This window comes from Alicyclobacillus fastidiosus (genome assembly GCF_026651875.1).
GTDB lineage: Bacteria > Bacillota > Bacilli > Alicyclobacillales > Alicyclobacillaceae > Alicyclobacillus > Alicyclobacillus fastidiosus.
The window spans coordinates 1434907-1451182 of the sequence record NZ_CP104067.1; the positions used below are offsets into that span (position 1 = coordinate 1434907).

Sequence of the window (16276 nt, forward strand, 5' to 3'; positions counted from 1 at the left end):
AGACCATGCGGAAGATGTCAAAGCTAAAACGAGGGGATCGCCTTTTTGCATACGCCCTGCTGATTCCAACGGTGATCTATTTAGCCTGTGTGTTCGTCTACCCAATTGTGCAATCGCTCTGCTGGAGTTTCTTGCATTACGATCTATTGGACGGCTCTCCTGTGCACTTTGTTGGTTTTGGCAACTACGCAGAGATTTTAGCGAGTGGTCAATTTTGGTACTCTTTGTGGAATTCAATCTGGTTCACGCTATTTACTTGTTCGGTGGAATTGGTCCTCGGATTCTTTTGTGCCTTGTTATTGAATCAAACCTTTCCCGGGAGAACGTTCTTTCGGGCCTCCATTATCATTCCTTGGGCATTGTTGACGATGGTCAATGGTTTGCTTTGGGATTACATGCTGCAACCTGGGACCAATGGCGGCGCTTTGCAAATTGTGTTGCACGCATTACATCTCTTGCCGCAAGCTAGCAACCCGGTTTGGCTGGCCACCATCACGGGAACCGTATTTTGGGCTGGGGTCGCTGATATTTGGAAAATGACCCCGTTTATGACGTTGTTGTTATTGGCTGGTCTTCAATCACTCCCAGGAGAGTTATACGAGGCTGCCATGCTCGACGGTGCTGGTTTTTGGAAGAAAATCCGGTATGTAACCATTCCTCAAGTCATGCCGGCGGTCATTATTGCCGTCGTCCTTCGCGTGATGGGGGCCTTCCGCGTGTACGACATTTTGACGGAGTTCACAGGGAGTGATACGACGTCTGTCACGTACCTCACCTTCGATAACGCGTTTCGCTATTTCTACCTCGGCAAAGCGTCAGCGATGGCTTGGCTTAGCACGCTGTTCATTATTGGGCTGATTATTTACTACATTCGTATTTTGAAAAAGAATATGGATGAGGCTTGAGGTGAGAGCGATGAAAAAAATACAAAAAACAAGCACCGATATCATTCCTACAGGTTATCTATGGACGGGATTGATTCTTCTCTTCCTGTTTTCAGTATTACCGTTTATCTACATGATCGGTTCATCGTTTTCATCGCAACTGGAGTTGAACGAAGGACACCTATTTCCTCACCATCCTACGCTCATCAACTATGAGCAACTTTTTTCAAACTCAGGACCGTATGTCGCAGAATTGCGGGCGGCGATGGGGAATAGTTTAGAGGTTTCCATTCTGACGACGATTATTTCGCTCGTCTTCGGCTGTTTAGCGGCCTATGCGTTTGCTCGCATTCGGTTCCCATTTCGAATGACGGGTTTGTTCGCGATTCTATCGATGCAGGTGCTCCCGTCAGTCAGCATCGTCGTTCCACTCTACATGCTCTTTCGAAGCGGGTTTTCCATCCCAATTCCGTTTACGGATCTATCTTTTCAATTGACGGGACCGCTCCTCGACACGCCGTGGGCACTGATCATCGCCTACTGTTCAGGGACGATTCCATATGTCGTCTGGATGGTTACGGGGTATTTTTCAGTGGTTCCAAAAGAACTTGAGGAATCCGCGTATGTCGACGGATGTGGACGCCTTGGTACCATGTTTCGGATTATTCTGCCTCTCTCGATTCCCGGTTTGGCCGCGACATTTATTTTCAGCGTGCTGAATAACTTTGATGAGTTTATGTTTGCAAATGCGTTTACAACGACGTACAACTCGAAGACCATTCCCATTTTTATTGCCGAACTCGTAGGGAAACACTCGCTTCCTTGGGGATTGATGACGGCGGCTGGCGTCGTTGCAACCATCCCATTCGTCGTGCTTTCCATGATTTGCTATCGGTGGATTGTAACCGGTGTAACCGCGGGTGCAGTGAAAGGTTGATTTAGATGAAATACGTTCTTGGATTAGATGGCGGCGGAAGTAAAACATTCGCTGTAGTCGTGAACGAACATGGAGATCTATTGGGGAAAGGGGTGGCGGGTCACGGGAATTATCAAAATTCCAACGTGCGGATAGGCGGAGCGCTCGCCAACTACAAAGCGGCGATTCTGCAGGCGCTTGGCGAGGCAAACTTGACGATTGAACAAATCGATTTTGCGCAATTCGGACTTGCTGGGGCGGATCGGGAAAAGGATTTTAGGATTTTACGCCCAGCGGTCGCTTCCCTTGGGTTTCGGAACTGGGACATCGTTTGCGACACGTATGAAGGACTTCGTACGGGGAGCCGAGACAATGTCGGCGTCGTGCTGGTATGCGGTTCGGGTACAAACGCCGCCGGGAGAAATCCGGCTGGAGAAACCAAACAGATTGGCGGGTTTGGCTACCTGTTTGGGGATACTGCCGGGGGCCATCACTTAGCGCAAGAGGCATTTCGCGCGGCTTGCCGCGATTTTGAGCGGCGTGGTCCGAGTACCTCGCTGCGGCAAAAAATTGCGAGCTACTATGACAAGCGCGATATGGACGAAGTACTCGATCACTATTATGACAATGAACTCTACCACACGCATTTGGACATGTGTAAATTGTTGCACGAAGCGGCAGATGAGGGCGACGAAGTCTCTGTCAGAATTCTCGAATGCATGGGACGCGAACTAGGTATCGCCGCCAACTCCGTGATTTATCATCTAGGCGGCTTTGACGACATGGATATTCCCATCGTTTTAGTTGGGTCTGTCATTCAAAAAGGTAGAAGTAAATTCTTGTTGCAAGCATTGCACGAAGAGATTGCAAAAGAACATCAGACATTTCATTTGGTGATTCCGGAAATGGCGCCCGCATTTGGCGCTGCTTTAATTGGAATGGATCAGCTCGGTATCCATGTAAGTCAATCTATAGAGGAAAAATTTATTTCCTATGGAGGCTACCAATGATGAAAAGTGAACCATTGAAAATCGCGGTGATTGGCGGCGGTTCCTCGTATACCCCAGAGCTTGTCGAAGGGGTCATCAAGCGGTACGAACAAATGCCTGTGAAAGACTTGTATCTGGTGGATATCGAAGAAGGGCGACACAAGCTGGAAATCACCAGTGCCCTCGCAAAGCGCATGGTCGAAAAGTCGGGGCTTCCAATCCGCATCCACGCGACGTTGGACCGTCGAGAGGCCATTGACGGTGCGGATTTTATCACGACGCAACTGCGTGTCGGACTGCTCGATGCCCGTGCGAAGGACGAACGCATCCCACTTCAATACAATTGTATCGGTCAAGAAACCACTGGTGCCGGAGGTTTTGCGAAAGCGCTTCGCACCGTCCCGGTTTTGTTAGGCATCGCGAAAGACATTGAAGAACTGTCCCCAGACGCTTGGATGTTCAACTTTACAAACCCAGCAGGCATCAATACGGAAGCTGTTTTGAATTACAGCAAGGTAAAATCGATCGGCCTTTGCAATTTGCCAATCGGAACTCAGATGCAAATCGCGAAGTTGGTCGACTGCAATCCGTACGACGTAAATTTAGAGTGGGTCGGGCTCAACCACTTGAACTGGTCGTCAAAAATCCTCGTGAACGGCGTGGACGTGTTGCCTGAAGTTTTGAGAAAAGCACCTTCTGCAAAAGGGCTCACGATGAAAAATATCCCGGATTTCGGCTGGGACGCTGAATTTTTAGAGTCCCAGGGCATGCTGCCGTGCAGTTACCTGCGCTATTTCTACATGACGGACGATATGCTGGCTGAAGAGCTCGAAGCTGCGCGTACCGTCGGCACGAGAGCTCAGGTCGTCAAACAAGTGGAGGCGGAACTATTCGAGTTGTACAAAGACCCGGATTTGAGCGTCAAGCCAAAGCAGCTCGAACAGCGCGGCGGCGCTTATTATTCCGAGGCCGCGATGAATTTGATTCATTCTATTTACACAAACCGAAACGACCAACAGGTCGTCAATGTGCGCAACAACGGCCTGCTCGATTTCTTGCCAAACGACGCATCCATCGAAGCGAACTGTGTCATCAACGCGGAAGGGGCTACGCCGCTGCAAATCAAGACGCCGATCCCCGGGCACATTCGCGGTTTAATTCAGGTGGTGAAGGCCTACGAAACGGCGACTGTCGAAGCGGCCATGAGTGGCGATTACGGTTTGGCGCTGCAAGCTCTGACGCTTCATCCACTGGTCACTTCCGCGAAGGTTGCGAAGAGTATCTTGAACGACATTCTGACACAGCACAAAGAATACCTGCCTCAATTCTAATTAGAAGCCCCCACGTGGGGCTTTTTGAAAATGGAGTGATTGCTGTGCAACGGGTCGAAATTCGACAAGTGCGTCACCGACACGAATTAGAAGCGAGTTTTGATTTATGGGGGCTCGTGTTTTCCAACGAAAGCCGTGAGTTTTTTCAAGAACGATTAGATTTTGACACCCATTACGCCGATGAAACGACTTGGATTGCAAAAGTGGACGGCGTGATTGCTTCCGCGATACAAATTTTTCCGTACCGTGCACGGCTCGAGAACCTGGAACTGCTCGTAGGCGGAATTGGAAGCGTTGCGACACACCCCGAATATCGAGGCAGAGGGCTTGCACAGGAGATTTACACGCTCAAATCCACTGGATGCAGGAAAGTGGGTACGATTTATCCTTGCTGTTCACTGGCATTCACGATTTTTACAAGCAGTGCGGCTGGCAGCAGGTGTTGGAGAAGCAGTATGAGGTCAACACCCAGCAGTTAAAACCGAGTGGCAATCACCTGACACAAGGTGGGCTCACTCCGGCAGGCCATGAGCTCGATGAAATTGTGCACGTTTATGATCTGTACAATCGCCATCGGACAAATAGCATGGTTCGCTCACCGGTATACTGGCGGGACCAACTACGTTGGCGCCATGAGACGCTCAGTCGCAACTTCTATGTGGCCATCGAGGATGGAGAGATCACCGCCTATCTTCGCCTGCGTGTAAAAGATGCGATTTCCATCGACGAGGCAGTCTATAAACCTGGACATGAGGATACGATGGTTTCGTTGTTTGAAAAATTCAGCCTCGAACACCCAGGTCAAGACATCGAACTGCGCATCCCTGACGACCACGCATTGGCTCGTTTTTTTCACGAGCAGGGCGTGTCGCCAACTTCATTCGACGGCGCGATGTGGCGTTTCTTCGACTTTGCGCGGCTGTTGAAAAAAATGGAGCCGATTCTTGCAAAGCGTTTCACAAATGGGCAGCTCGACGATCAAGAAATGCTCCTTCGATGCGGTGATCAGGCCGTATCGCTGCTCGCCAGCGAGGGGGATGTCCGCGTGATCCCATACGACGGTTACCCGAGGTATCATTCTTGTTTGACCTTCAGCGAAGCCGATTTTTTGACGCTCGTTACACAAGGGGCGCAGGCGCTTGAGGACGGCAAGTTAAAACGACATCCAGCGCTCGAATCCCTGTTTCCGAATCAACATTCCATCATGTGGGATTCTGATTTCTTTTAACCCAACTCGTCAGTGCGAATGAGGAGGATTTCGTGTGAAACCAGTGAAAATCGTCATCATTGGAGCAGGTAGCGTGTCGTTTGGCCCGGGGTCGCTGCGGGACGCCATTCAGATGAAAGAGCTCAAAGGAAGCGAGCTCGTCCTCGTCGATTTGAACGAAGAGTCGCTGTGCTTGGTCGAACAGTTGGCGAACAGGATGAATGAAGAAGCGGGAACCGGGATTCGTATTCGGTCTACGACCGACCGCCTTGAAGCGCTGCCCGAGGCTGACTTCGTCATTACATCGGTGGCGGTCAAGCGCGACGAGTTATGGAAAAAGGACTGGGAAATTCCTGAAAAGTATGGAATTCGCCAGGTGCTTGGGGAAAACGGAGGGCCCGGTGGTTTGTCGCACGCGCTGCGGAATATCCCAATTATCTTAGATATCGCGAAAGATATGGAACGATTGTGCCCAAACGCGTGGCTTATCAACTTCACCAATCCCGAAAGCAGAATTTGCATGGCCGTCCATCAGTACACGAACATCAAGACGGTCGGTCTTTGTCACGGCGTGTTCATGGGCCGGGAACGCGTAGCTGAAATCATGGGCATCCCATCTGATGAAATCGACGTAAAAGCAGCGGGCGTCAATCATTTATTGTGGCTTATGGATATTCGTCACAACAAATCGGGGGATGATTTGTACCCGTTGCTGCGCCAAAAGGAGGCGTCGCTGCCAAACGACGACCAAGGCGTATGGGGGCGCGATCCGCTCAGTCGCGACATGTTTCGAAAATTTGGCTATTGGCCGTCGCCGACAGATGACCATATCGGGGAGTATCTCGCCTATGCGTGGGAAAAGACGGGTCTCCATGGCTATGATTTTGAAGCCGCAAACCGTGAACGAGAAGAGAATTGGGACAACATCAGAAAGTGGGTGTCGGGAGAAAAGGCGCTCGGCAATATGTTGACGGAACCTTCTGGCGAAATCGCGTTTACCATCATTCGAGCCACCGCAGAAAATCGAAACGAATACGTACTGGCGGTAAACATACCGAACCGTGGTTGTATTACAAACTTGCCAGACGACGCCATCGTGGAAGTTCCGGCGTTGGTAAGCGGATATGGGATACAAGGGCTGACGATGGGGGAACTGCCACAGGGCATCGCCTCGCTGTGCCAGATGCAGGTGAACGTTCAAAAGCTGGTTGTCAAAGCAGCGGTTGAGGGTGACCGCCTGGCGGCCCTTCAAGCGTTACTCGTCGATCCCGTCGTCGACAGTCTAGAATCGGCTGAAGCGATGTTGGATGAACTGCTCGCCGAGCATGCGGCTGTTTTACCCAATTTTCAGCGACGACTTGGGGTACCGCAATGAATGTGGTCATCACGCCTGTAGATGAGTTCCCGCTTTGCGCTGCAGAGTTCGTACAAACGGTCGTCAGTCAAAAGCAAAGTGCCAATCTACGCTCTTGCTCGACGATGAAGCAGCGTCGCAGTTGAGTCAACGATGAGGCGGATATGGACTCACCGGAGTATTGAACGTTGTCGATGTTGTCGCTTGACTCGGCGGCGGGATGAAATCGCGTATGCAATAGGGGTTGTAGTAGATACAGTGCGATTATAGACGTTGAAAGACGAGTTGAGCGGGCTACCCCGAACGCCTTTGGGTGGGGTAGTCCGCTCCTGTAACGAAAGCGCATTGAGGGACAGCGGTGCGCTGCCTTTGTTACCAATCTTGAGCGTGTTTGCGTATATTCTCTAATTCCCTCAGTCGTCCACGCGTCTCAAGAAAATCTTTTAACGCCTCAAAGTTGAAGTCTCCGTTTTGCGGTTGAACCAGTTCTCGCAACTTGCCCAACTGAGCATTCAGGTATTCGACTCGACGTTCAAAGTACCATTCAGCCTGTTTTCTCCTCTTTCGTATGACCATCGCCCTTTGGTCCCCTTAAGTTCAAATTACGGAACCCCAATTTCATATCTTCTCTCTACATGAACAGTCGGAAAATTGATGTAAATCTTGTACGTTTTGTCGATTTCGTATTCGGAGAACATGTGGGCCCGGGAACGCAAAGAGGTGAGGGTGCCGAAGCCGGCCGATTCTGTCATAAGACCCCCATGCCGCCTGGCGGCACCACAATCTATGAAAATGTAGATCCGTGATCTACTATGTCGCTAGACAGCCACACGGAGCTCGTCGCCCCCTGGTACCACGAGTCCGTGCATAAGACGGAGTTGGCGACTTGGAGCACCACGATTTGTCGCTCCCGCTGTCGGGAAGCACGTACGGTAGAATTCCTATCGCATCGGTCGCCACGTGGCTGTACTTCTTTGGGTGAGGAGTGGCAGCATTATGCAGGTTGTACACGAGCGATGCTGCGGACTGGATGTCCACAAGAAGAAGGTCGTTGGTTGTGTGATCACGCCGGAGATAAAGGAGATTCGGACGTTCGGAACGATGACGGATGACCTTGAGTCCCTCATAAAGTGGATTCTCGGTCACGAATGTACGCATGTGGCGATGGAAAGTACGGGCGTCTTTTGGAAGCCGATCTTCAACCTTCTCGAAGACAGGGATCTCGAGGCGTTGGTCGTCAATGCCCAGCACATCAAGCAGGTTCCGGGTCGAAAGACGGATGTTCGGGACGCTGAATGGATAGCGGACCTGCTGCGTCATGGCCTGCTCAAGGGGAGCTATATCCCTGACCGAAATCAGCGTGAACTTCGGGAACTGGTCCGGTACCGCAAGTCTCTCGTCCGGGAACGTGCCAATGAAGTCAACCGCCTCCAGAAAGTCCTTGAAGGAGCAAATATCAAATTGGCATCGGTGGCAAGTGATGTGGTTGGCGTATCGGGTCGAGCCATCCTCACTGAACTCATTGGTGGCCAAATGGATGAATCACGGCTCAAGGAGATCGTGAAGGGACGCCTCCGTAACAAGACCGCAGAACTGAAACGTGCATTGCACGGTGTTGTTCGTCCGCACCAGCAGATGATGCTTGCTGTTCAGCTTCGGCACATCGATCACCTTGATGAGTTGATCGAGGAAGTGAGTGCTGAAATTGAGCAGCGGATGCGCCCTTTTGACGAAGATCTCCGGCGAATCCAGACGATACCTGGAATTGGCGAGCGGACGGCGGAACTGATACTGGCGGAGATCGGTACCGACATGAGCAGGTTTCCAAGTGCGCAACACCTGGCGTCCTGGGCAGGAATGTGTCCAGGCAACAATGAAAGTGCGGGTAAACGACGAAGTGGCAAGACCCGCAAGGGAGATCCTTGGTTACGAGAAGCGTTAATCGAAGCCGCACGTGGCGCCGCCAGAACAAAGAATACCTATCTGTCCGCTAAGTATCACCGAATCGCTGCGCGTCGGGGATCCAAGAGAGCAGCCGTGGCAGTCGGTCACTACATGTTAATTATCATCTATCACATGCTGGTCAATCAGACAGAATACGAGGACCTTGGGCCAACGTACCACGAAGAGCGGAACCGAGAACGAGTTATCCGTCGTCACTTGCATTCTCTGGAGAAACTCGGTTTGACAGTCATAGTTCAACCGACTTCCTGAAATATCCAGATATGTCTAAGAGGGAGAACACGGGAGCTTTTTTATGCCATTTTCACGGTAGAGGGTGGGGAGAAAGGCAAATCAGATGCGAGCAAGTTTGTATGAGTATAAGTCGCATGATCATGTGATGATTCCAGGAGATATTATCGACGCGAGAACGCGCGCGGTGAGAAATATGACCGACTGCAGGCGGAGGATTCAGAGTATTTTACTCACCCGGGCGCAACTCGCTCACATCGGCGAAAACCGGGATCTCTATCACCGCGCAGCGCACCTACTTAACTTAGTAGGACTGTGCAATCTGCGCGTGTTCCGCCGCCTCCCAAACGGGTAACACAGTGAAGCCGTCCGCTTCTGCATCGGCCCAGAATTCGTCGTCGACCGGCAGGCCGATGAGCACATCAATGCCATGATCCCTCAAAAACGCCGCCCGGTGTCTGGGGGCCGCATCGCGGTAGCCCAGAATGGCCACTGTTTTCCCCTGATAGCATCTGATAATGAGTTTTTTTAAATCCTCGTCATTCACGACCATCCCTCTCCTTCGATGCTGCCAAAAATTTTGCTCCCTGTACACTCGGAATTCTATTCGAAGCCGATTCGGTGTTCAAATGAATAAGTTTAATGACTCGTATAGGAAATTTTAATAACTGTTTTCTGCTATTAGTCTTTTGTATAGGTGTTATTAAAACAAACAATTTGAAAACGCTTCACTGATTGCAGAGAATGGACAGCAACAACAATGACATCAGGAGAGATGAAAATGCTGTCCTATCAAGACAACAAAACATTAACGCGAACAGGAGCTGGAACGCCGATGGGCGAGGTCCTTCGTCGGTACTGGATTCCGGCACTCATGTCAGAGGAGCTTCCGCACCCAGATTGCCCACAAGTGCGGGTGAAACTGCTCGGCGAAGAGCTCATAGCCTTCCGGGACACGAGTGGGCGGGTGGGGTTGGTCGACGAATATTGTCCTCACCGAAGAGTCTCCCTTTTCTACGGGCGGAACGAGGAGTGTGGCATTCGATGCGCCTATCACGGCTGGAAATTCGACGTCGACGGCAAGTGTGTAGACCTGCCGTCGGAACCCGCCGAGAGCAATTTCAAATCGAAAATTCGAATTAAATCCTATCCTACGGAAGAACGCGGCGGGGTTATCTGGGCGTACATGGGCCATCCGGATCTCAAGCCGGAACTACCCGAGCAGGAGTGGATGATGGTCGCCGACAGTCAACGGTATATCTCGAAAAAAATACAAGAATGCAACTACTTCCAGGCACTGGAGGGCGGCATCGACTCGAGTCACGTGTCGATTTTGCATTCCGGTTCGGTTGCCAATCTAGGGGTGTCGAGCAAGAGCAACAGCACGACCCTGTTGGCCAAGGATACGGCTCCGCGATTTGAAGTGATGGAAACCGAGTACGGGCTGTTGATTGGGGCCCGGCGAGACGCAGACGAGGACAATTACTATTGGCGCATCACCCAGTTTATCATGCCGTGGTACACGATGATTCCGCCGTTTGGCGGCGCACCGCGCGGCGGCCACGCGTGGGTTCCCATGGACGACGAACATTGTTGGGTGTGGAGTTGGAGCTGGACGCCAGGGCGCGACTTGACGAAAGAGGAGATAGACCAGATGGCGGCGGGAGCTGGCATTCACGCCAAGGTGATTCCGGGCACATTCCGTACGGTCGCGAATCTCGAGAACGACTTTTTGATTGATCGCGACATGCAGAAGCGCGGCGAGTCATTTGCGGGTATCTTTGGCGTCGGCATGGAGGACCATGCGGTGCAGGTGAGCGCTGGGTCCGTCGCGGATCGGTCATTGGAGCGCCTTGGCACCAGCGATACGGCCATCATTAAAGCGCGCCGCCGCCTGCTCGACGCCGTGCGGGTCAACGAAAAGGGCGGTGCAGTGCCGGCGCTCGATGCAGAGAGCCATCGCGTTCGCGCGGCCTCGGTCCTTCTGCCGAAGGGCATGCCTTTTCACGAAGGCGCAAAAGATGCTCTGAGACTCGCGGAGAAGGACTTCGAAGCGGTGTGACAGGAGTTGCATCCTCGTCGCTACTCGACGCGGTCGTCATTTGTACTTCGGCGCGATGCCAATTGATTGGGGGATGATCACTGTGAGTGAAACGTCGCTATCCGCTGTCGCTACAGGGGTATTACAAACCGAAATCCGGGAGTTTAAGCTGCCGCACATCGCGCCCGACGAGGGGATTTTACGGGTCGAAATCGTCGGCGTCTGCGGAACGGACGTGTCGCATTATCAATTGTTGCGCAGTCCGATGATTCTCGGGCACCACGTCATCGGTCACGTCGACCGAATCGGCGAGGTCGCGGCACAGAGATGGGGCCTGAAGGAGGGGGACAGGGTCGCGATGGAGGAGTACATTCCTTGCGGCCATTGTGAGCTGTGCCGGACGGGCAACTATCGGCTCTGCTCCCAGACCGAGCCAGGGACCGGCATTCGCTACGGCGCCACACCGATTACCGTGTCGCCAAGCCTCTTCGGCGGGTTCAGCCAGTATCTGTACCTGCATCCGAACGCGGTGGTCCACAAGCTGCCGACTCATGTCCCGGCCGTGGAGGCCGCGCTTACCCTGCCGTTGTCGAACGGGTTTGAGTGGATGCGCACCATCGGTCAAATTGGGCCTGGCGATGTGGTGGTTATCCAGGGCCCTGGTCAGCAGGGACTAGCCTCTGCATTGGCGGCGAAAGCGGCGGGCGCAAAGGCGGTGATCGTCACGGGACGGCGTACCAGCGTCCGGCGCTTAGAGCTGGCCAGCCAGTTGGGCGCGGATTACACCGTCAACGTGAGTGAAGAAGATCTAGTAGAAAGGGTTCGGGAGATCACAGGCGGAGAGATGGCCGATGTGGTACTAGATGTGACCAGCGGGGGGACTGAGCCGGTAGTGACGTCGCTGCAAGTCGTCAAAAAGCATGGCACGGTGTTGCTCGGGGCTTTGAAGCACCAACTCTTTCAGGATTTCGATCTCGATATTATCTATCAAAAGAGCCTCACGGTGAAGGGGGTGCGCGGCCACAGCTACGAGTCGGTGAAAATGGCCATCGACTTCGTATCATCCGGGGTGTTCCCGCTGCAGTTGATGAATTCACACGACTACAGGTTGGCCGACACCGATTTAGCGCTTCGCACCGCAGGTTCGATGGGTGAACCAAATCCACTGCTGGTCACCGTTTCGCCGTGGAAATGAGATACCGCAAATTGAGTGAATACTGGGTGTATCGGATTGGCAGGTAGCTGTAATTGTGATAAGAGTTTAGAAACTACCCTTTCCATCTCTCCCGACAAGTGAAGTAGATTGACGTTCGGTGAGTTGGAAACCGCCGGTACTCCCATGAAACTCAATTTGATGGTAAGCGTGGTGACATAACTGTGGAATTGAAGAACATTGAAGCGTTTTTGATGGTGGTGCAAAAGGGAAGTTTTTCGGCCGCCGCAGATGCGTTATTTATCAGTCAGCCGACGATTAGCGTGCGGATTCAACAGATGGAACAGCAGTTGAAGACGCCGTTGTTCCAGAGGGAAAATGGAAAACGAATCGTGTTGACGGATACCGGAAAGAAAGTTTATCCGTACTTTGAAGAGGCCTTTCATTTAATTCAGCAAGCGATGGATGTCCTGCAAGAGACGCCCGTGTCCTTGGAGCGAGTTCAGATATCCTGTCCAAACCATATGGGCGTGGAAATCATGCCAGAGGTGTTCAAGGTCCTCTATCACCAGTTTCCGAACTGTGAGTTTTTGTTAAAGGTCAGTGTGAATGAACAGTTGATTGAAGATATTCAACACGGGGCGGTCGATTTAGGGTTTACCTACCTGCGCCCTTCTGAACCGCATGAAAACCTGTCGGTCATTCGAGTTGCAAACGAACAGAACATCCTCGTCTGTGCGCCTGACCATCCGTTGGCGAGGATGAGTGAGGTGTCCTTTGCAGACTTGGAGCGAGAGAGAATCATCGTCTACAATCACGAATCGTTTACGACCAAAATCATTACGCACTATATAGAGAAACATCACCTCAACATGTATCAGCAGGTGGAGATTAGCAACGTGGGGTGGCTCAAGATGATGGTGCGAAAGGGGCTTGGGGTCGCGTTTCTGCAGAAAATCATCGTTCAAGAGGAGTTGGAAAACGGAAAGCTGGTCCAAGTCGACCTTGGCAGGTCCCTCCCTCCTACACCGATCTACCTGTTGGTCCGGTCTAGCGTCAACGAACGCATCAAAGAGACCATCATCCGGACCGCAAAACGGGCCTTCTCCAAGTTATAGGTGGTTGTAAGCGGATTCATGCGTACCGAAAGGGGAGCGAACATGCCAACCTTCGACTTCTGTGGGGAACGTGCGGCACTTATCGTGATCGACATGCAGAACGCGTTTTTACAGGAGGCTTATTCGTCCCATGTGCCAGATGCAAGACGAGCTGTTGAGGGGATCAATGCGCTTGCACGCACCTGCCGGGACAAACAGATTCCCATCATCTGGACTACGCACGTGTTGAAGTCAGATCTGTCGAACAGGGGGCTCATTCCGCATACCGTCGCACAATCGTTGGTCGAGGACGGACCGGGAATCGAGCTATATTCGGAAATGGACGTATCTCCTTTGGATAAGGTCATTCGAAAAACTAGATTCAGCGCATTTTGGAAAACGGACCTATACGACTTTTTGCAGGAGCAGGAGCGCGACCAGTTGATCATCGTCGGATGCGTCTTGAACGTGTGCTGTGAAACGACTGCTCGGGACGCGTTTCAACACGATATTCAGGTGTTCCTTCCAAAGGAATTGAACAAGACGAGAGATCACGAGGACGTCGGTTTTGGGCACTACCTGGCGGAGGAGATCACCGCGCCTATTTTAACGAGCCTGGGCAACAAATTCGTACATTTGATTGCGGTCGATGAACTGATGAAAGAGCTGTCGCTGCCGCGACCATCGCTTTTTCCGGAGAACATCACCTAGGAACCGTTCGTACACCTTTGTGCGGTTCACATAGACGCTAGTCTGTCAGGGATTTGAGAGGAGTTGATAGGGATGAGTACAGAGGTAAAGGTAGACGCGGTGCCGTTGGCCACGAAGGACTCGAGAGTTCGTTGGATATATGTCGCCCCAACGTTACTCGTCATCTGGGTCGTTAGTCTTCTTGAAAAAATTGGTGTCGGAATTATCGCAACAAACAAACATTTTTTTGGTGGATATGCATCTGACGGGTCGCTCGGGACTCGTCGGCGCCTTGGTTACGACGCTGCTGTTTTCATACGGAATTGGTTTCTTTGTCTGGGGTCCAATCGTGGATCGGATTGGGCCAAGGAAGTCTGGGATTATTGCACTCGTGGTGTGGGGGATAAGCACCGCTATAGCCGCCGTATCGCCCAACGCATTTATCCTCATCCTATCAAGAGTTTTGCTCGGTTTGTCGGAGGCGGCGTTCTGGCCAGTATCCAACTCGCTCACGGCGAGGTGGTTTCCGTATAACGAGCGCGCTCGGGCCAAATCGATTTGGATCAACGGCACGGTGGTCGGACCCGCCATTGCAGGATATGTCCTGTTCAGTCTGTTGGGATGGCTGGACTGGCGCGGAGTGTTTTGGGCGATGACCGTCCTCGCGGTCGTCGTTTGCCTGCCGCTTTTCGCGATTTTTGTCAAAGATAATCCTGCAGAGGATAGCCGAGTATCGTCACTTGAACGCAGTATCATCTATGCGGACCAAACAAATACCGTTTCTGAAAGCAATGCGATTAAAATACCCAAAAACGTCTTTAGTTCCACGAATTTCTGGCTCATCTCCCTGAGTAATACGGGGTGTTTGATCGCCTATTTCAGTCTCGCGACGTTTTTTCCGGCGTACTTAAAAACGGGAATTCACTTCTCGTCCGCGACCACGAGCAACTATCTATTACTCGCATACGGCATTGCGTTAGTCGCGCTTGTGCTGGTAGGCATTCGGGTCGACAAGACCAACAAAAAGGCAGTCTGGGCCGTAGGCAGCTTCATCGCGTGCGCATTCCTGCTCGCGATAAGTCAGTTGATCAAGGGCTCCGCGTTGATTGCACTCGTGATTTGCCTCGCCATCGTATTCGTCAACATCACGACGTTCATCAACCACGGCTTGACGCACTCCATGTCGACACGCGAGAAGATAGGTCGGGACAACGGCTTTATGATGGGAGTATCGAGTATCTTGTCGGCGTATGGTCCGACCGCGACCGGCTCGTTTATCACGCTCAACGCTGGGCACTTCAATTACGCCTTCTACTTCCTCGCCGCTGTGACCGCCATCGCAGGGATAATCAACATTGTGCTAATGAAACGCGGGTTCTAAGCGCTGTATGGCAAGGGATCCAAAAAAACTTACTCGTGACAGGGATTTGCCACGAGTGAGTTTTTTTTGTTTGCGAATGCCGCGCCCTTAGGACGAAATGTGGGTGGTACACCGTCGCTGGCCACACTCGTTTCCATGTGCGCGTAACGTTGTTGGACGAACAAGATAGCGATGGCTGAGATGACACTCGGGATTGCGGACGCTTCCCGGGCTACGTCAACGTATCAGATAGTTTCTGGCACTCCTGCTTTAACACGGTGACCACTGGGGACTCCTCCGAGGGATCGAGATATCCGAGGATTCCTACCACGCTAATGGCGGCGACCACCCGCCCGTCGCGCCCGAATACAGGGCACCCGATAGCTAATATGCCAGGCAATAGACTTTCTTCTGTGATGGAGTACCCTTTGCTGCGAATTTCCTGAATTTCTCGATCAAACACCGCGCGGCTTACACCAAATTGCGCCAACTCGCGTTTCAACACATCTTCTGTGTCACGTTCCGGCAAGAACGCTAAAAAGATCTTCCCCGCTACAGACTTGATGGCACTCACCTGCGTGCCGACGCGGATGCCGATGTTGACGGCGCGGTTGCTCTCCTCCCAGTGCAGGAAGTACGGCCCTTTTTCCGTCCACACCGACAGCGCCACCGTCTCGTTGAGACTCTCTTTGAGCCGTATCAATGTCGGACGTGCGACATCCCGGATGGTCCAACGGCTGGACGCGAGTAGGCCGAGGGACATGAGCTCTGGACCGATGGAATAGCGCAATTCCGTATCTCGACTCAGAAATCCCGTTCGATACAAACTGGTTAGATAACGGTGTAACCGACTTTTTGACATGTCGCAGCGCTCTGCGATCTCGCTAATCGATAGGGGCTTTTGCGCATGGCCGATAGTTTTTAAAATATCGATACCGATCTCGACCGACTGTATGCCAAGTCCTGTCATATCTTGCTTGTCGGACATTCGTGTTCCTCCGTTTATGACGCCGTGGTTTCACTCGTAGTTACTTTAGCAGACAACATTGACGGATGAAATG

At 52.1% G+C, this 16276-nt stretch carries 17 protein-coding genes; 14 read left to right on the forward strand and 3 right to left on the reverse strand.

Annotation, left to right across the window (positions count from 1 at the left end; translation table 11 throughout):
* Nucleotides 1–5 precede the first annotated feature (5 nt).
* The 8 genes from NZD89_RS07100 to NZD89_RS07135 are packed head-to-tail and all read left to right on the forward strand — an operon-like array spanning nt 6 to nt 6827.
* A complete protein-coding gene (locus NZD89_RS07100) occupies nt 6–905 on the forward strand; it encodes a carbohydrate ABC transporter permease (protein ID WP_268007037.1) in 900 nt (299 codons plus the stop codon).
* 10 nt (nt 906–915) lie between these two features.
* Complete coding sequence (locus tag NZD89_RS07105) at nt 916–1821, forward strand: carbohydrate ABC transporter permease (protein WP_268007038.1); 906 nt, start codon at nt 916–918, stop codon at nt 1819–1821.
* Between the two features lie 5 nt (nt 1822–1826).
* Nucleotides 1827–2810 carry an N-acetylglucosamine kinase gene (locus tag NZD89_RS07110; protein ID WP_268007040.1) on the forward strand — a complete coding sequence of 328 codons (984 nt, stop codon included), beginning with the start codon at nt 1827–1829 and terminating at the stop codon, nt 2808–2810.
* Nucleotides 2810–4120 carry a 6-phospho-beta-glucosidase gene (locus tag NZD89_RS07115; RefSeq protein ID WP_268008417.1) on the forward strand — a complete coding sequence of 437 codons (1311 nt, stop codon included), beginning with the start codon at nt 2810–2812 and terminating at the stop codon, nt 4118–4120. Before NZD89_RS07110 ends, NZD89_RS07115 begins: the two co-directional genes overlap by 1 nt.
* Before the next feature lie 44 nt (nt 4121–4164).
* A complete protein-coding gene (locus NZD89_RS07120) occupies nt 4165–4599 on the forward strand; it encodes a GNAT family N-acetyltransferase (RefSeq protein WP_268007041.1) in 435 nt (144 codons plus the stop codon).
* On the forward strand, nt 4563–5348 hold the full coding sequence (locus NZD89_RS07125) for a GNAT family N-acetyltransferase (RefSeq protein ID WP_268007042.1): 786 nt from the start codon (nt 4563–4565) through the stop codon (nt 5346–5348). Before NZD89_RS07120 ends, NZD89_RS07125 begins: the two co-directional genes overlap by 37 nt.
* A 34-nt stretch (nt 5349–5382) precedes the next feature.
* On the forward strand, nt 5383–6702 hold the full coding sequence (locus NZD89_RS07130; RefSeq protein WP_268007043.1) for a family 4 glycosyl hydrolase: 1320 nt from the start codon (nt 5383–5385) through the stop codon (nt 6700–6702).
* Nucleotides 6699–6827, forward strand: coding sequence for a hypothetical protein (locus NZD89_RS07135; RefSeq protein WP_268007044.1), 129 nt, complete (start codon nt 6699–6701; stop codon nt 6825–6827). The genes NZD89_RS07130 and NZD89_RS07135 overlap by 4 nt, the downstream gene beginning before the upstream one ends.
* Nucleotides 6828–7053: 226 nt before the next feature.
* Here the strand turns inward: NZD89_RS07135 and NZD89_RS07140 are convergent, their stop codons facing one another.
* Nucleotides 7054–7257, reverse strand: coding sequence for a prefoldin domain-containing protein (locus NZD89_RS07140; protein WP_268007045.1), 204 nt, complete (start codon nt 7255–7257; stop codon nt 7054–7056).
* Between the two features lie 420 nt (nt 7258–7677).
* Between NZD89_RS07140 and NZD89_RS07145 the strand changes: the two genes are divergently transcribed.
* Entirely contained in the window at nt 7678–8895 is a 1218-nt protein-coding gene (locus NZD89_RS07145; protein WP_268004975.1) for an IS110 family RNA-guided transposase, read from the forward strand.
* 283 nt (nt 8896–9178) lie between these two features.
* On the opposite strand, the gene NZD89_RS07150 is transcribed toward NZD89_RS07145, so the two are convergent.
* Nucleotides 9179–9421: a Rossmann-fold NAD(P)-binding domain-containing protein gene (locus NZD89_RS07150; RefSeq protein ID WP_268007046.1), complete on the reverse strand. Its 243-nt coding sequence runs from the start codon at nt 9419–9421 to the stop codon at nt 9179–9181.
* A 234-nt stretch (nt 9422–9655) separates the two neighbouring features.
* On the opposite strand from NZD89_RS07150, the gene NZD89_RS07155 reads away from it, so the two are divergent.
* From NZD89_RS07155 to NZD89_RS07175, 5 genes are all read left to right on the forward strand, one after another.
* The gene (locus tag NZD89_RS07155) at nt 9656–10936 is read left to right on the forward strand and encodes a Rieske 2Fe-2S domain-containing protein (RefSeq protein ID WP_268007047.1); all 1281 of its coding nucleotides are present in this window, start codon (nt 9656–9658) and stop codon (nt 10934–10936) included.
* An 82-nt stretch (nt 10937–11018) separates the two neighbouring features.
* Nucleotides 11019–12110: a zinc-dependent alcohol dehydrogenase gene (locus NZD89_RS07160; RefSeq protein ID WP_268007048.1), complete on the forward strand. Its 1092-nt coding sequence runs from the start codon at nt 11019–11021 to the stop codon at nt 12108–12110.
* A gap of 182 nt (nt 12111–12292) precedes the next feature.
* On the forward strand, nt 12293–13186 hold the full coding sequence (locus NZD89_RS07165) for a LysR family transcriptional regulator (RefSeq protein ID WP_268007049.1): 894 nt from the start codon (nt 12293–12295) through the stop codon (nt 13184–13186).
* A 42-nt stretch (nt 13187–13228) separates the two neighbouring features.
* Nucleotides 13229–13876 (forward strand): cysteine hydrolase family protein, encoded by a 648-nt coding sequence (locus tag NZD89_RS07170; RefSeq protein WP_268007050.1) that lies wholly within the window; start codon nt 13229–13231, stop codon nt 13874–13876.
* A 181-nt stretch (nt 13877–14057) separates the two neighbouring features.
* On the forward strand, nt 14058–15236 hold the full coding sequence (locus tag NZD89_RS07175) for an MFS transporter (RefSeq protein ID WP_268007051.1): 1179 nt from the start codon (nt 14058–14060) through the stop codon (nt 15234–15236).
* Between the two features lie 211 nt (nt 15237–15447).
* On the opposite strand, the gene NZD89_RS07180 is transcribed toward NZD89_RS07175, so the two are convergent.
* Nucleotides 15448–16203: an IclR family transcriptional regulator gene (locus NZD89_RS07180; protein ID WP_268007052.1), complete on the reverse strand. Its 756-nt coding sequence runs from the start codon at nt 16201–16203 to the stop codon at nt 15448–15450.
* Nucleotides 16204–16276: the final 73 nt, after the last annotated feature.

Coding starts and splice junctions, on each gene's coding strand:
- NZD89_RS07100 (WP_268007037.1), top strand. CDS start 6: ATGCGGAAGATGTCAAAGCTAAAACGAGGGGATCGCCTTTTTGCATAC.
- NZD89_RS07105 (WP_268007038.1), top strand. CDS start 916: ATGAAAAAAATACAAAAAACAAGCACCGATATCATTCCTACAGGTTAT.
- NZD89_RS07110 (WP_268007040.1), top strand. CDS start 1,827: ATGAAATACGTTCTTGGATTAGATGGCGGCGGAAGTAAAACATTCGCT.
- NZD89_RS07115 (WP_268008417.1), top strand. CDS start 2,810: ATGAAAAGTGAACCATTGAAAATCGCGGTGATTGGCGGCGGTTCCTCG.
- NZD89_RS07135 (WP_268007044.1), top strand. CDS start 6,699: ATGAATGTGGTCATCACGCCTGTAGATGAGTTCCCGCTTTGCGCTGCA.
- NZD89_RS07140 (WP_268007045.1), bottom strand. CDS start 7,257: ATGGTCATACGAAAGAGGAGAAAACAGGCTGAATGGTACTTTGAACGT.
- NZD89_RS07145 (WP_268004975.1), top strand. CDS start 7,678: ATGCAGGTTGTACACGAGCGATGCTGCGGACTGGATGTCCACAAGAAG.
- NZD89_RS07155 (WP_268007047.1), top strand. CDS start 9,656: ATGCTGTCCTATCAAGACAACAAAACATTAACGCGAACAGGAGCTGGA.
- NZD89_RS07170 (WP_268007050.1), top strand. CDS start 13,229: ATGCCAACCTTCGACTTCTGTGGGGAACGTGCGGCACTTATCGTGATC.
- NZD89_RS07180 (WP_268007052.1), bottom strand. CDS start 16,203: ATGTCCGACAAGCAAGATATGACAGGACTTGGCATACAGTCGGTCGAG.